Source organism: Lysobacter spongiicola DSM 21749 (assembly GCF_900167055.1).
Taxonomy (GTDB): domain Bacteria; phylum Pseudomonadota; class Gammaproteobacteria; order Xanthomonadales; family Xanthomonadaceae; genus Novilysobacter; species Novilysobacter spongiicola.
Genome location: NZ_FUXP01000004.1, coordinates 141,749 through 156,382, shown reverse-complemented (window position 1 = coordinate 156,382; position 14,634 = coordinate 141,749). Strand labels below are relative to the sequence as shown.

Below are 14,634 nucleotides of genomic sequence, written 5' to 3'. Positions count from 1 at the left end.
GCAGCGGCGACGAATGCCCGATCATGCCCGGGTTTCCAGCCGCCCGCAGCGTGCGGGGCGGATGCCTGCCGATCACGCCCGTTCCGGCAAAAGAAGAAGCCGGGCCGCATGACGCGGCCCGGCTCCGGTTCAACCCGCCGCCGGTCAGTGACCGGAAGCGGCGTCGATGTGCTCCTTGGTTTCGAAGATGGTCGCGTCGGCATCGCCCTTCACGTGCAGGAAACCGGCCAGCCCCTTCTCGGCGCGGGAGAGCGCGTGGTCCACCAGGATGTAACGACCCGGGTAGTCGACGTCGAACTCCACCATCGTCGCGCCACCCGGCGGCACCACCGTGGTCTGCACGTCGGTCAACGGCGGGCTGGTCAGCGAGGCCAGGTCATACACGCGGTCGAAGATCTCGCCGATGACGTGGAAGCTGGAGATCAGGTTCGGACCACCGACACCGAAGAACATGCGGACGGTTTCACCGACGTTGGCCTCCATGCTGTAGGTCTTGGTCAGCGCATCCATCGAGCCGTTGAACATCAGGTGCTCGGGGTTCTCGTCGAGCAGCTTGTCCAGCGAGAACTCCTGCAGGCCGGAGGAGCCATGCTTCTGGGCGGTGTAGAGCTCGCCCTGCATGATGTAGAACTCCTTGTCGACCTCGGGCAGGCCGCCTTCCGGCTCGACCAGCATCATCCCGTACATGCCGTTGGAGATGTGGTGGGCGATCATCGGGGTGGCGCAGTGGTAGACGTACAGGCCCGGGTTGAGCGCCTTGAAGGTGAAGCTCTTGGTCTGGCCCGGGGCCACCTGGGTCACCGCCGCGCCGCCACCGGGGCCGGTCACGGAGTGGAAGTCGACCGAGTGGATGTTGACGCTGTCAGGCGCGTTGGTGAGGTTGATGGTCACCGTGTCGCCCTGGCGTACGCGCAACAGCGGGCCCGGTACGGTGTTGTCGAAGGTCCAGTAGCGGTAGGTGCTGCCGTCGGACAGCTTGCCTTCCACCTCGGTGGTGACCAGGTCGTAGTTGATGTGCTTCGGCGCCCGGTCACCGACCGGCTCGGCGACTTCCATCGGGTTCTTGGAGATGTCCTTGGCGGTGCTGACGGCGGCCTTGACGTCGCCAACGATCAGCTTGCCGAACATGCCGGCCGCCTTGTGGCCGGGAACGGTGCAGACATATTCGAAGGTGCCGCCCTTGGTGGCTCGGAAGACGATCGTGGTGGCCGCGCCCTTGCCGACGATCTGGTCGGACTGGGCGCCGAACTCGGGCACGGCGATGTCATGCATCGCGCCGTCGGCGTTGACGACGGTGATGGCGACGACGGCGCCTTCCTCGACCTTCAACTCCGGGTTGACCACGTCTTTGATGGAACCGCCGTTGCCGACGAAGACCAGGGCGCCATCGGCGATCTCGGTGCGCAGGCTGAAGGTGACATCGGCGACCGGCGTCACGTCGGCGCTGCCGGCGCCGGCGGCGATGGCCTGTGGGGTGAAGCCGGCCGCGGTGGCCAGCGCGAACAGCAGTACGAGGTTCTTCATGACGACTCTCTTGGGTTTTGCTTTGGGATCTCTTTGATGGCGCCAAGTTAATGAACAGCCACACCGGCCTCCCTGACTTGCGTCAAGTCCGGGTTCGAAGACACCCGGCGGCCCCGCCGGTAGACTCCGGCGTTCCCGGCCGGGGACCCGCGGCCGCCCGAAAGGACCGCCCGCGAGATGAACAGCCCGGCCCCGCCGACCCCGCCCGCCCCGACCCCGCCCTCCCCGGGCCGCAGCAGCGCCATCGACCGTTTCCTGACCGTGGTCGAGCGTGGCGGCAATGCACTGCCCCACCCCGCCACGCTGTTCGCGATCCTGGCGATGGTGGTGGTGCTGCTGTCGTGGGTGGCCTCGCAGTTCGCGCTGTCGGTGCAGCACCCCACCACCGGCGAGATCATCACGCCGGTGAACCTGGTGAGCGTGGACGGGCTGCATCGCATCCTCACCGGGCTGGTCACCAACTTCACCAGCTTCGCGCCGCTGGGCACGGTGCTGGTGTCGTTGATCGGCATCGGCGTGGCGGAGCACTCCGGCCTGATCGGTGCGGCGCTGCGGCAGCTGGTGCTGGCGGCGCCGCGTTTCCTGCTGACCCCGGTGATGGTGTTCGCCGGCGTCATGTCGAACATGGCCAGCGAGATTGGCTACGTACTGCTGGTGCCGCTGGCCGGGCTGGTGTTCCTGGCCGCACGCCGGCACCCGATCCTGGGCATGGCGGCCGCGTTCGCCGGCGTCTCGGGCGGCTACTCGGCCAACCTGCTGCTGGGCACGATCGATCCGCTGCTCGCCGGCCTGTCGCAGGAAGCGGCGCGCATCATCGACCCGGCCTACACCGTCAGCCCGGCGGCGAACTGGTACTTCATGATCGTCTCGACCTTCCTGGTCACCGGGCTGGGCTGGTGGGTCACCGAGCGCTTCGTGGCCCGGCGCTTCCCCGACGCGCCGAAGGACGACGGCAGCGAAGACATCGAACCGATGAGCGCCTCGGAAAAGCGCGGCCTGCTGTTCGCCCTGGTGGCGACGGGCGCCCTGACGGCGCTGGTGATGTGGGGCACGATCCCGGCCGATGGCTTCCTGCGTGATGCCGAGACCGGCGACCTGCTGAACTCGCCGTTCCTGCGGGGCATCGTCGCGCTGATCTTCATCTACGGCGTGGTGGCGGGCGTGGCCTACGGCATCGGCGCGGGCACCATCAAGAGCGATGCCGACGTCATCAACGGCATGGGCAAGAGCATGAGCACGCTGGGCATCTACCTGGTGCTGACCTTCTTCGCCGCCCAGTTCGTGGCGTTCTTCAACTGGACCCAGCTGGGCCTGATCTTCGCGGTCAATGGCGCGGGGCTGCTCACGCAGCTGCAGTTGCCGGGGGTGGTGCTGTTCGCCGGTTTCATCGTGCTCACCGCGCTGGCGAACCTGTTCATGGGCTCGGCTTCGGCCAAGTGGGCGCTGATGGCGCCGGTCTTCATCCCGATGTTCATGCTGCTGGGCTACTCGCCCGAGCTCACCCAGATCGGATACCGCATCGGCGACTCGGTCACCAACATCATCTCGCCGATGATGAGCTACTTCGCGCTGATCATCGCCTTCCTGCAGCGTTACGAGCCCAAGGCCGGCATCGGCACCGTGGTGGCGGTGATGCTGCCTTACTCGATGACCTTCCTGGCCGGCTGGACCGTGCTGTTCGCGATCTGGATGGCCATGGGCTGGCCGATCGGCCCGGGGTCGCCGCTGGAGTACATCCCCGCGACCTGACCGGGTGCCTGCCGGGTATCAGCCGGCGGCGGGAGCGAGATGGCGCAGCGCGACGGCTGCGCCAAGCAGGCCCGGGTTGGGATGGGTCACCACCTGCACCGATACCGACTCCAGGTAGGCGGCGAATCGGCCCTTGGCCAGGAAGCGCTCGCGGAACTCGCTGCTGCGCAGGAACGGGAGAAAGCGCGGCACGATGCCGCCGGCGATCATCAACGTACGGGCGCCATGCGCCAGCGCCACGTCGCCGGCCACGCTGCCCAGCACTGCGCAGAACCGTGCAAGCGTGCGCCGCGCCACGACGTCATGGCCGTCGAGGGCGGCCGCGACCACCTCGGCCGGACTGCGCATCGCGCTGCCCTCGCCGCCGCGCAATACCGCGTCGATGGATGAGAGTCCTTCACCTGAGAGCAGACGCTCGTAGGAGGTCCGGCCATGCCGAGCGTCCAGCCAGCGCGCGATGGTCCGCTCCTCTTCGTCCAGCGGCGCGAAGGCGACGTGCCCGCCCTCCGTTTCCACCACGTGCCAGCCCTGCGCATCGCTGCCGACCAGCAGGCCCACGCCGAACCCGGTGCCAGGCCCGAGTACCGTTACTGGCCCCTCCAGCACCTCGCGCTCTGGTCCGTAAAGGGCAACCCGGTCCTCCGGCAGCAATGCGGGGATCGCCCAGGCCACGGCGCCGAAATCGTTCAACAACAGCAGGTCGTCGAGACCGAGCGACCGGCGCAGCTCGCTCCGGCTGAACGACCAGGCGCGGTTGGTGAGTCGGATCTCCTCGCCGTGCACCGGACAGGCGAGTGCGATGGCGGCGCGGGCAGGGCGGACGTCCAGCGATGCCAGGTAGTGCTCCGCGGCGTGCTGCAGACTGCCGAAGGACGCGTTCTCCAGCGTGCGCGGATGCAGCAGTTGCGGGATATCCGCCGCCGTATCGGTCAGGGCAAACCGCGCGTTGGTACCGCCGATATCGGCGACAAGTGCAAAGGAGCCGGACGCTGGAGAGGGAGCGGCGCTCATATGCAGCACCTCGGGATGAAGCCTCTGGGTTCGGTTGGATCAAGCAGCATGGAGGTCAATTCGGCGGCAACCCGTTTCGCAAGTTTCCCACCATATCGCGCTGGCCTCAGCGCCTCGTGGAGGCGGTGTCCGGCAAATATGAATGGGGGATGTAGATCCCCATACCGAAAACTTCACAGTTCAGTGGGGATTTGGCCGCTCCCGGGATACTGCGCTGGCGAGTCGAGGCGCCGCCCATGGCGACCGCGGCCGACCGAACCCATAAGAGGCCAAGACCCCATGAAGAAGTCCTTGCTTGCCCTGACCCTGCTTGCCGCCCTGCCGTTCGCGGCGTCCGCCGCGGATGGCGTGTCGTACAACTACGTCGAGGCGGGTTATGCCGCTACCGAGGTGGACGACAACCTCCTCGACATTGATCGCGCTGATGGCTGGGCCATCAATGGCTCGGCAGCGATCGCCCCGAACTTTCACCTGTTCGGCGGCTACTCCGGCCAGAAGACCGAAGATTTCGCCGTCGACGGCCAAGGCTTCGAAGGTGTCGAGATCGACGAGATGCGGCTGGGTGTTGGTTACAACCACGAAATCTCTCCGCGCGCCGACCTGCTGACCCGGGTCGCCTACGAGCGTTTCGAGGACGAATTCGACAACAGCTTCAACGGCTACAGCGTCGAGGCCGGTGTCCGCGGTGCGCTGACCACGAACCTCGAGGGTTATGCGCTTGCCGGATATGCCGACGGCGGCAGCGACTACGACGGCGACTTCTACGGCCGCCTCGGCGCCCAAGTGAAGTTCAACCCGATGTGGGGCCTGAGCGGCGACGTCAAATTCACCGACGGCGACACCCAATACTTCATCGGTCCGCGCATCACGTTCTGATCTCCAGCGTTACAGCGTTACAGCGTTACAGCGACGATCTCTCTCTCCCCCGAAACGTCGCGATAGAGCCCGGCTCCGGCCGGGCTCTTTTTTAGCTTGCAATGACGGTGAAATTTTCGTTAAATGCGCCGCCGCATCAGCGGCCCAATTACGGAAGGAACCAAGAGAATGAAGAAGTCACTGGCTGCCGCCCTGTTGCTGGCCATCGCGCCCTTCGCCGCCAACGCCGACGGCATCGCATACAACTACGTCGAGGCCGGCTATGCCCACGTGGACCTGGAAGGCGAGACCGGCGACGGCTTCCAGCTGCGCGGCTCCGCCGCGGTATCGCAGAGCCTGTACCTGTTCGGCGGCTACTCCTCGGTGGAAGGCGACGATTTCGACGTGGAGCTCGAAGAAGGCCAGTTCGGCCTGGGCGTGCACACCCCGGTTGGCGAGCGCGCCGACTTCATTGCCGAGATCGGCTACCTGCGCCACGACATCGAGATCGGCGGCCTGGGTTCGGCCACGCTGGACGGCGGCCGCGTCAGCGCTGGCTTCCGCGGCATGGCCGGCGACAACCTCGAAGGCTGGGTCAAGGCCAGCTACAACGATGGCGGGGACCTGGACGGCTCGCTCTCGGGCCTGGTCGGCGTGCAGTTCAAGTTCAACCCCACCTGGGGGATCTTCGCCGAGATCGAGAGCGGCGAGCTGGTCGAAGACGCCGACACCACGAAGTACATGGTGGGTGTCCGCGCCAGCTTCTGACCGAGCAAACGCGCCCAACAAAAAACCCGGCATTGGCCGGGTTTTTTTGTGGGCAGTCGCGCGTATTGCGGTCGCGGGGACTCAGCCGAAAAGCGCGGTCGGATATTCCGCCTTTCGCTCGCGCGCCATGAGTTGCGCCAGCCCCTCCGCCGGGGTGATCTCCCCATGCAGCACGGCGTAGACGGCTTCGGCGATGGGCAGCTCGACATCGTGGCGCCGCGCCAGGCGCATCACCTCGTCGGCGGTCTGCAGCGATTCGACCACTTGGCCGATGGCCTTGATCGCTTCGTCGATCGGCTGGCCGCGGCCCAGCGCCAGGCCCAACCGCCGGTTGCGCGACAGGTCACCGGTGCAGGTCAGCACCAGGTCACCGAGGCCGGCCAGGCCCATCAGCGTTTCCGGCTCACCGCCCAGCGCGCGGTTGAGGCGCAGCATTTCGTTCAGGCCGCGGGTGATCAGCCCGGCCCGGGCATTCAGTCCCAGGTCCATGCCGTCGGCGACGCCGGTGGCAACGGCGAGCACGTTCTTCATCGCGCCGCCGAGCTCGGCCCCGAGCATGTCATCACCGGTATAGGCGCGGAAGCTGGGGCCATGGAGGACCCCCGCGACCGTTTCGGCGAACGTGGCCTGATCGGAATGCACCGTGAGCGCGGTCGGCAGCCCCAGCGCGACCTCCTTGGCGAAGGAAGGCCCTGTCACCACCGCCAGCGGCACGTCCTCGCCGAGTACTTCGGCAGCGACTTCGTGGAGGAATCGCCCGCTGCCCGGCTCGAAGCCCTTGCTCGCCCAGGCCACGCCGGCGGCCGCGGGCCGATGCGGCGCCAGGGCCTGGAGGGTCTCGGCGAAGGCATGGGACGGCACCACGACCAGCACCAGGTCGGCCCCTGCAAGGGAGGCGGCCATGTCCGTGGTTGCGCGCAGGGACTCCGGCAGCGCGATGCCCGGCAGGTAGCGCGGATTGCGGTGCTCGCCGTCGATGGCGGCCACGCCGGCGGCGTCACGGCCCCAGAGCACCACCTGGTGTGCGTGGCGCGCGATCAGTGCAGCGAGCGCGGTGCCCCATGAGCCCGCGCCCAGTACGGCGACGCGCAGGGCGCCGCCCTCGCTCGGACGGTTCTGCATGCGGACTCAGGCGTTGCCCGCGGTCTCGGCGGTGTTCAGGTCGCCGGCCTGCTTGGCGGCACGCTGGCGGAGGCCTTCGGCGTACAGCGCCTCGAAGTTGATCGGCTGCAGGAAGAACGGCGGGAAGCCACCGGCCTGGACCAGCGAGCTGATCAGCTGGCGCGCATACGGGTACAGCACGTTCGGGCAGTGGGTGCCGAGCATCGCGTCCAGCTGGGCAGCCTCGAAACCGCTGATGCCGAACACGCCGGCCTGCTTCACTTCCACCACGTACAACGGCTTCTCGTTGGCGTTGCAGGTCAGGGTCAGGGTGAGCACCACTTCATAGGCGTTGTCGCCCAGGCGCTGCACGCTCTGGTTGAGGTTCATCTGCAGCTGGGGCTGGGCCTGCTCGTTGAAGACGGCAGGGGCGCCCGGTACTTCGAAGGAGACGTCCTTGGCGTAGATCTTCTCGACGGTGAAAGCCGGGCCCTGGGGCGTATCGGTGGCGGCTTCGGCCGGCGCCGCGGCGCCGTTGGGGGTTTCGTCGGACATCGGATGTCTCCAGCGTATGGCGGAAAAAGGGAATTATGGCACGCGGCCGGACGGCGCCCGGACGGTCAGTTGCGGCCCTTGACCAGGGGCAGGTCGGCCTGCTGCCAGGCCTGGATGCCGCCTTCGAGCACGTAGACCTGCTCGAAACCGGCCTTCTTCAGCCGCTTGGCGGCCCCGCCGGCGGTCATGCCGGTACGGCAGACCACCACCACCGGCAGCGCCTTGGCGGCCGCCAGTGACTTGCTCTCCGGGTCGAACTGGCTGGGCAGCACCGACTTGCTGCCGGCGATGTGGCCCTTGGCGTAGTCGGTGCTCGGGGACATGTCGATGACCAGCGCGTTCTCGCGGTTGATCAGCGCCGTGAGCTCCGCGGGGCGCAGCCCCTTGTAGCCACGGAAGACACGGGCCAGCTCGGTATAGACCAGTGCCACGGTGAGGCCGACCAGCGCCAGCGACAGATAGGGATGGCGGCCGGCGAAGGCCAGCAGTTCTTGGACGGTCACGTGATCACGGCGAGGGCAACGGGGCGGCGATTGTCGCCCACCCCCGCGGGCGGTGCAAAGAACGCCGTTCCGGGCGGTGGCGCGGCAGACCTATTCCGCCCACAGGTCGGGCAGGCCGCTGGTGTTCCACCAGATGCCGGCTTCTTCGTCCCAACGCCATTGCTCGCGGTACTTCACCACGCGCTCAGCCATCGTATGGCGGTTGATGACGCCGATTTCCACGTCGCGCACGGCGGTGCCAGCGTCGACATTGCGACTGGATCCCCCGGTCCGGTAGTACGACACCTGGATCTGCTCGTAACGCTTCATCTCCAGATCGGTGACGACCTGCTCCGTCCTCACATCCGGATCCACCAGGCTCTCCGCCCCCTCGAAGTCACCCCACCGGATTGCGCCCGACCACGCGTACTGCGATTCGTCCAGCGCGTCGGTCGCAGAAGGCGAGCTTGCACACCCGGCCAGGAGGCCGAGGCAGGTCACCAGAAGAACGGTCAGCAGGCGCATGGGATATCCCGTTGAAGGAAGGGGCACATCCTAACGAGGCTTTGCCGCTATTTGGCGATCGCGACGAAGCGGGCGGTGAAGTCGGTGGCCACGCGTCCGTCTGCCAGCGGCACGGTGGCGGTCAGGTGCGCCCTCGCCCGGCCGCGCTGGCGCAGGGTGGCGACGAAGCCGGGCCAAGTGGAATCGCCGCCCAGGCGCGCGATCGCCTCGAGGTCCCCGAACAGCGGGGCGAGGTAACGGACCTGGCTGTCGGCGACGAAGACGTCCGCCTCGATGCCGGCTGCCTCGACCTGCAGCGACACCAGGCCCCAACAGGCGAGCGTCATGATCGATGCGAGGCTGCCGCCGAACGCGCAGCCCTTGTCGTTGACGTGGCGGTCCAGCGGCGCGGTCAGGCGCAGGGCCTGGCCGTCGTATCCGGCGATGGCGATGCCCATCGAGGCCACCGGGGGCATCGACTGGTAATGGTGGAGGAGGCGTTGCAGCGCGTCGGCATGGGGCATGGAGGAGGCGGATCCGGAGCGGGGGAAGGGATGCGACCGGCCCGCGATGGCGCGGCGCCGGTATGCTGGGGCGATGCCGGAAGACAAGCACGCGCGGGCGCCCGCATGGTACGTGATCTCGCTGCGCCCGCAGGGTGAGCACGGCCCATTGCGCAGCGCGGTCGAACGCTTCGGCGGCCGGGTGGTTGGCGCGGCTCCGTGGCGGCTGGAGATGCTCGGGGGCGATGGGGTGCGCGATGTGTTGCGACGGGCCCTGGCCGCGCCACGGGTGCTGTTCACCAGCCCGGCAGCGGTACGCGCCGCGGCCGCGCTCCTGCCATTACGCGCGGCCGCTGGCCAGCACTGGTTGGCCGTAGGGAGTGGAACGGCGGCCGCCTTGCGGAAAGCGGGCGTGGTCGACGTCGCCGCGCCGCGGCGCATGGACAGCGAGGGCCTGCTCGACCTGCCCGCGCTCCAGCAGCTGGACGGTTTGGCGGTGGGGCTGGTCACCGCCCCCGGCGGACGCGGCATGCTCGCGCCGGCGCTCGCGCAGCGCGGCGCGACGATCATCCGCGCAGACGTGTACCGACGCGAGCCGGTGCCGGTCACGGCCCGCACGCTGGCGAAGCTGCGGACGCTCGATGCCCCGGCAGTGCTGGCGGTCTCCAGCGGCGAAGCGCTGCAGCGGCTGCTTGCCGCGGTGCCGGCCGACATCGCGGAGCGCCTGCAGCGCCTGCACGTGGTGGCCGCCAGCGAACGTCTGGGCGAGCTGACCCGCGCGTCCGGTTTCCCGAAGACGACGATCGCCGACAGCGCCCGCCCGGCGGATCTCGCGCGTGCGGCCGCGAGGATCCTCGGCACGGCCGCCGGAGACCGCGGCATCCGTTAGCATGGCGGGTCCCCACACCCTTCGTGCCGCGCCGTGTCCACCAGCCCCGACGATCCGTCTCCCCGCCGACGCGGCTCCTGGCTGCCGTGGCTGCTGGCACTCGTCCTGCTCGGGGCCGCGGCCGCGGCGGGTTGGTCGGCGTGGCAGGCATGGCAGGCGCGCCAGGCACGCGAGCTTGCGGCCGACCCCACGGAGCTGCGCCTGGACGCAATGGCCGCGCGTATCGACGCGATCAAGGACGACCACCGCGCGCAGGCACAACGCCTGCAGCAGGCCGACGCCACCAACCGCATCCTGCGCGACGAGCTGCTCGGGCTGGGACAGCGTTCGGCGATCATCGAAGACAGCTTCGCGCGTTTCGCGGACCCGGACCGGCATGGGGCCCAGGCCCTGCGTCTGGACGAGGCCGAACTCCTGCTGGTGATGGGCCAGCGCCGCCTGCAGCTGGCCGGTGACCTGGAGGGCGCGCGCCGCGCTTACGCGCTGGCCGGCGGCGTGTTGGAGGGCGTCGATGACCCTGCCTACCTGAGCGTGCGCCAGACGCTGCAACAGGAGAGGGCGGCGCTGGAAGCACTGGGCGAGGATCCGCGCGAAGCAGCGCTCCTGCGCCTGGAGCGCTTCGAGCAATCGCTTGACCGGGCACGCACCGGCGCGCCGGCGCCAGCGCCCACGCGTCCCTGGTGGCAGCGGGCCTTCGGCGGGATCGTGGAGGTGCAGTCGAGCAGCGACAGCGTCGCGGTACAGCCGGCCGACGTCACCGCCGCGCGCGCGGCACTCCAGCTGGAGCTCAGCCTGGCACGCGCCGCGGCCGAGCGCCGCGACGCGGCCGGCTGGCACACCGCATTGCGGCGCGCACGCGGCTGGCTCGAGCGCCTGGGAGGCGATGGCGCCTCGGTACAGGCCGGGTTGGAGGAACTGCGCGCGATCGAAGCGATGCCGCTTTCACTTTCGGTTCCGACCCTCGGCACCACACTCGCCCAGTTGCGCCAGATGCGTGCGCCCGGCAAGGAGTCCGTTGAATGAACCTGTTCCGAAACCTGTTGTTCTGGATTGTGCTGGCCCTGGTCGGCGCGCTGGTGGCGCAACTGCTGGTGCAGGACCCCGGCTACGTGCTGGTGCGCTACCGCGGCATGGATTACACCACCACCCTGGCGGCGGCGGTGCTGATCGGGCTGGGCGCGCTGCTCGCACTGTGGCTGGTATGGAAGATGTTCACCCTGCCGTTCCAGACGCTGCGGCGCAGGCGTGAGCGTGCCGCCAGGGCGCGCTTCGTCGACGGCCTCGACGCGCTTGAGCTCGGCCATTGGACGCGTGCGGAAAAGCTGCTCGGCGAAACCGCCCGCGCGCCCGATCCGGAATCCGACGGCGTGGCGAAGCTGGCGAGCCTCGGTGCCGCCCGCGCCGCGGCCTCCCGCGGTGACGCTGCGCAGGCCCACCAGTACCTGGACACCCTGGGCGGGACGCACCCGGCCAGCCGCGCGGTGGTATCGGCCGAGCTCGCGCTCGCTGCCGGCAAGCCCGCCGAAGCCCTCGCCTTGCTGGACGCACCGAACGTGCAGCCGTTGCCGCCGCGTGGACTGGCGCTGCGTGCGCACGCACTGGCCGCCCTCGACCGTGCCGGCGACGCCTATGCCCTGCTCGGGCCGATGCGCCAGCAGCAGGCGTTGCCACCGGCGCGCCTGGATGCACTGGAACGTGACTGGGCGCAGGCCGGCCTGCGCGAGGCCGCCGACGCCAACGTGCTCGCCGACCGCTGGGAATCGTTGCCGGCACCGCTGCGGACCGACCCGGTCGCCGTGGCCGCCTACGCCGAACGTGCCGCGGCGTTGCGCTGGGAAGAAGCCGCGGCCCGCAGCGTGGAAACCGCGCTGGACGAACGCTGGGACGAATCGCTCGCCACGCTGTATGGCCGGCTGCAGATCGGCCGGATCGACGCGCGGCTGGAGCGTGCGGAAGGTTGGCTGGACGCCCACCCCGCCAGTCCGGGCCTGTTGCTGACCCTGGCCCGGCTGCACCGCGCCAAGGGACAGTGGCCGCAGGCCGAGGCTTACCTGCACCGCGCGCTGGCTCAGGGCGCCAACGCCGAAGCGTGGGAAGAGCTGGGCCACGGATTCGCGCAGGGCGGCGACGAGCCGCGCGCGCGGCTGTGCTACGGCAACGCCCTGCGGGCCAGCCGTGGAGAGCCGGTGACCGAACTCCCGGGGCGCGACATGCGCTCGCGCATCTACGACGAAGCGGTCACCGAGGAACGCGACGAGCACGGGATGCCACGCCTGCGCGAATGACGGGTCAGGCGCTGCACCGCCGGACGGACGGTCCGGCGGTGCACGCAACCCTCGCGGTCAGCGCTCCAAGATCGCGACCACGCCCATGCCGCCGGCGGTGCAGATCGACACCAGGCAACGACCGCCGCCGCGCGCCTTCAGCTCCTTGGCCGCGGTGGCGATGATGCGTGCACCGGTCGCCGCGAACGGATGGCCGGTCGCCAGCGAGGAGCCATTGGGGTTGATCTTCGCCGGATCGATGCGACCCAGCGGCGCCGCGAGGCCGAGGCGGTTGCGGCAGTATTCCTCGCTCTCCCACGCCCGCAGCGTGCACAGCACCTGCGCGGCGAAGGCTTCGTGGATCTCGTAGAAGTCGAAGTCCTGCAGCGACAGTCCGTTGCGCGCCAGCATCTGCGGCACCGCCACGGTCGGCGCCATCAGCAGCCCCTCGCCATGCACGAAGTCGACCGCGGCGGACTGAGAATCGCGCAGGTGGCACAGCACCTCGTGGCCATGTGCCTGCGCCCATTCGTCGGAGGCCAGCAGGCAGGCGGCCGCGCCGTCGGTGAGTGGGGTGGAGTTGGCCGCCGTCAGCGTGCCGCGGCCCGAGCTTCGGTCGAACGCCGGCTTCAGCGTCGCCATCTTCTCCAGGCTGCTGTCGGGGCGCAGGTTGTTGTCCCGCGAGACACCGCGGAAGCTGACCACGAGGTCATCGAAGAAACCGCGCTCGTAGGCGGCGGCGAGCTTCTGGTGGGACGACAGCGCCCATTCGTCCTGGGAATCGCGGGAGATGTTCCATTCCTTGGCCATGTCCTCGCAGTGCTCGCCCATCGACTTGCCGGTACGCGGCTCGGCGACGCCCGGGAACTCGGGCTTCAGCTCGCCGAAGGAGAAGCCGCGGAACTGCGCCAGCTTTTCCTTGAACCCCCTGGCGGCGGCCGCGGCCAGCAGGCGGCGCCGGAGCACCTTGCCGTAGACGATCGGCACGTCGGAGGTGGAGTCGGAACCGCCGCCGATGCCGGCTTCGATCTGGCCGGTGGCGATCTTGTTGCCGACCGTGATGATCGAATCCAGCGAGGTCCCGCAGGCACGCTGCAGGGTGATGCCGGGTGTCAGCGCCGACAGGCCCGACGACAGCGCCGCCTCGCGGCCGAGGTTCCAGTCGCTGGAGTGCTTGATCACCGCACCCATCGCCACTTCGCCCAGTTGCTGGCCGTGCAGGCCGTATTTTTCGACCAGCGCCCCGAGCGTGCGCACCGACATCCCCAGGTTGCCGACATCCGCATAGGCGGTGTTCTGCCTGCAGAACGGAATACGGACTCCGCCAAGCACGGCAACGGGACGGACAGGTCGCATCGGATCACCTCGGTCTGCGCATGGCGGCCCGGGGGCCGGAATGCGTGGCGTGCAGGAAGCCCGCCGGGCTGCTGCGGGCATAATGGATGCAGTGTAGCTCCGCACCCGGAAGCTACCAAACGCCTGCGTACTTTCCTCCGGACGACCGATGCCGAACCCTGCTTCGCCCACCGCTTCCGCCGCCGTCCCCGCCCAGGTGCTGGGGGCACTGGCCCTCGAGCTTTCCGGCAGCGCACCCGTCGCCCGCGACCGCCTGCCGCAGGCGGCAGCGGGCGAACTGGCGGCGCTGGTTGCGCGCGACCTCGGCGGCTTCGCGCCGGACGCGGCACGCCTTGACCTGACGACCGTCGGCGCGCACTACGATCCGATCGAACTGCTCCGCCCGGGCTGGCCATTGCATCGCGAGCTCGACCAGCTGGCGGCGCGGGCGCCTCGCGACGGAACCACGCCCGGGCAGGGACGCATCATCGCCTTCGGCAGCCACGAGGATCGCCTGCCGGGTGCGCTCACCCCGTCCCCGGAATATGTCGGCGGCCCGCTACGGCTGGTGCCCTTCGTGCTCAACGGCCGGCCGGAGGATGTCGCCGCCGTGGCCGAGCTGTTCGAACGCGACCTGATCGAAACCGGCATGGCCGGCGCCGACACCGCGCTGGCGGCCCAGGAGGCATTCGGCCTGCGGGTCGAGCACGCGCGCTACCTGACCCTGCACGACCTGCTCGCCATGATTGCGATGCAGTACGACCATGCGGGGATGGGGCCGCTGTGGCCGGTACTGGAAACCGCCCTGCTCGAACCCACGGGTGAAGCCTGGCTGGACCAGGTACCCGAGCCGCTGGTGCACTACGCGGGCGGCGAAGCGCGCATCGCGTTGTTTTCCCCCTCGGCATGGCAGTCACGCCACGCCGGCGGAGTGGCCGGGGATGACCCCGCCACGCGCGAAAAACTGCACCGGCTGCACCAGCACTTCGAAGCGCGGCAACGCCAGTTCGCCACCGTACTCACTGCGCACGGCGTGGTGGTCAATTTCGTGCACTGCGAACGCGGTGTCGACTGCCTCGCCGCGCTCAGCTGAC

General features: G+C 69.1%; 15 protein-coding genes. 7 read left to right on the top strand and 8 right to left on the bottom strand.

Annotated elements, in window-relative coordinates:
* Window positions 1–144 precede the first annotated feature (144 nt).
* Window positions 145–1,524, bottom strand: coding sequence for a copper-containing nitrite reductase (nirK, locus tag B5D37_RS07550; RefSeq protein ID WP_200809203.1), 1,380 nt, complete (start codon window positions 1,522–1,524; stop codon window positions 145–147).
* A 177-nt stretch (window positions 1,525–1,701) separates the two neighbouring features.
* Here nirK and B5D37_RS07545 point away from each other — a divergent pair, with 177 nt between their 5' ends.
* A complete protein-coding gene (locus B5D37_RS07545) occupies window positions 1,702–3,273 on the top strand; it encodes an AbgT family transporter (protein WP_078758113.1) in 1,572 nt (523 codons plus the stop codon).
* Window positions 3,274–3,291: 18 nt separating this feature from the next.
* On the opposite strand, the gene glk is transcribed toward B5D37_RS07545, so the two are convergent.
* Complete coding sequence (glk, locus tag B5D37_RS07540) at window positions 3,292–4,284, bottom strand: glucokinase (RefSeq protein ID WP_078758112.1); 993 nt, start codon at window positions 4,282–4,284, stop codon at window positions 3,292–3,294.
* A gap of 279 nt (window positions 4,285–4,563) precedes the next feature.
* Here glk and B5D37_RS07535 point away from each other — a divergent pair, with 279 nt between their 5' ends.
* A complete protein-coding gene (locus B5D37_RS07535; RefSeq protein WP_078758111.1) occupies window positions 4,564–5,160 on the top strand; it encodes an outer membrane beta-barrel protein in 597 nt (198 codons plus the stop codon).
* A gap of 168 nt (window positions 5,161–5,328) precedes the next feature.
* Window positions 5,329–5,907: a hypothetical protein gene (locus B5D37_RS07530; protein WP_078758110.1), complete on the top strand. Its 579-nt coding sequence runs from the start codon at window positions 5,329–5,331 to the stop codon at window positions 5,905–5,907.
* A gap of 81 nt (window positions 5,908–5,988) precedes the next feature.
* Here the strand turns inward: B5D37_RS07530 and B5D37_RS07525 are convergent, their stop codons facing one another.
* The 5 genes from B5D37_RS07525 to B5D37_RS07505 all read right to left on the bottom strand — a co-directional run bounded on the left by B5D37_RS07525 (window position 5,989) and on the right by B5D37_RS07505 (window position 9,073).
* Window positions 5,989–7,029, bottom strand: coding sequence for an NAD(P)H-dependent glycerol-3-phosphate dehydrogenase (locus B5D37_RS07525; RefSeq protein WP_078758109.1), 1,041 nt, complete (start codon window positions 7,027–7,029; stop codon window positions 5,989–5,991).
* A gap of 6 nt (window positions 7,030–7,035) precedes the next feature.
* A complete protein-coding gene (gene secB, locus B5D37_RS07520; RefSeq protein ID WP_078758108.1) occupies window positions 7,036–7,563 on the bottom strand; it encodes a protein-export chaperone SecB in 528 nt (175 codons plus the stop codon).
* A gap of 65 nt (window positions 7,564–7,628) precedes the next feature.
* Window positions 7,629–8,066 (bottom strand): rhodanese-like domain-containing protein, encoded by a 438-nt coding sequence (locus B5D37_RS07515; RefSeq protein WP_143814203.1) that lies wholly within the window; start codon window positions 8,064–8,066, stop codon window positions 7,629–7,631.
* A gap of 90 nt (window positions 8,067–8,156) precedes the next feature.
* Window positions 8,157–8,570, bottom strand: a complete 414-nt coding sequence (locus B5D37_RS07510) for a hypothetical protein (protein WP_078758107.1) — start codon at window positions 8,568–8,570, stop codon at window positions 8,157–8,159.
* A 47-nt stretch (window positions 8,571–8,617) separates the two neighbouring features.
* On the bottom strand, window positions 8,618–9,073 hold the full coding sequence (locus B5D37_RS07505) for a YiiD C-terminal domain-containing protein (protein ID WP_078758106.1): 456 nt from the start codon (window positions 9,071–9,073) through the stop codon (window positions 8,618–8,620).
* Between the two features lie 73 nt (window positions 9,074–9,146).
* On the opposite strand from B5D37_RS07505, the gene B5D37_RS07500 reads away from it, so the two are divergent.
* Genes B5D37_RS07500 through B5D37_RS07490 form a run of 3 tightly spaced genes read left to right on the top strand, consistent with a single transcriptional unit; the run spans window position 9,147 to window position 12,226 of the window.
* Window positions 9,147–9,941, top strand: a complete 795-nt coding sequence (locus B5D37_RS07500) for a uroporphyrinogen-III synthase (protein WP_078758175.1) — start codon at window positions 9,147–9,149, stop codon at window positions 9,939–9,941.
* A gap of 33 nt (window positions 9,942–9,974) precedes the next feature.
* Window positions 9,975–10,964 (top strand): uroporphyrinogen-III C-methyltransferase, encoded by a 990-nt coding sequence (locus B5D37_RS07495; RefSeq protein WP_078758105.1) that lies wholly within the window; start codon window positions 9,975–9,977, stop codon window positions 10,962–10,964.
* Window positions 10,961–12,226: a heme biosynthesis protein HemY gene (locus B5D37_RS07490; RefSeq protein WP_078758104.1), complete on the top strand. Its 1,266-nt coding sequence runs from the start codon at window positions 10,961–10,963 to the stop codon at window positions 12,224–12,226. The genes B5D37_RS07495 and B5D37_RS07490 overlap by 4 nt, the downstream gene beginning before the upstream one ends.
* Before the next feature lie 57 nt (window positions 12,227–12,283).
* Here the strand turns inward: B5D37_RS07490 and B5D37_RS07485 are convergent, their stop codons facing one another.
* On the bottom strand, window positions 12,284–13,561 hold the full coding sequence (locus B5D37_RS07485; protein ID WP_078758103.1) for an acetyl-CoA C-acetyltransferase: 1,278 nt from the start codon (window positions 13,559–13,561) through the stop codon (window positions 12,284–12,286).
* A gap of 148 nt (window positions 13,562–13,709) precedes the next feature.
* Between B5D37_RS07485 and B5D37_RS07480 the strand changes: the two genes are divergently transcribed.
* Window positions 13,710–14,633: a hypothetical protein gene (locus B5D37_RS07480; RefSeq protein WP_078758102.1), complete on the top strand. Its 924-nt coding sequence runs from the start codon at window positions 13,710–13,712 to the stop codon at window positions 14,631–14,633.
* The last annotated feature ends 1 nt before the right edge of the window (window position 14,634 follow it).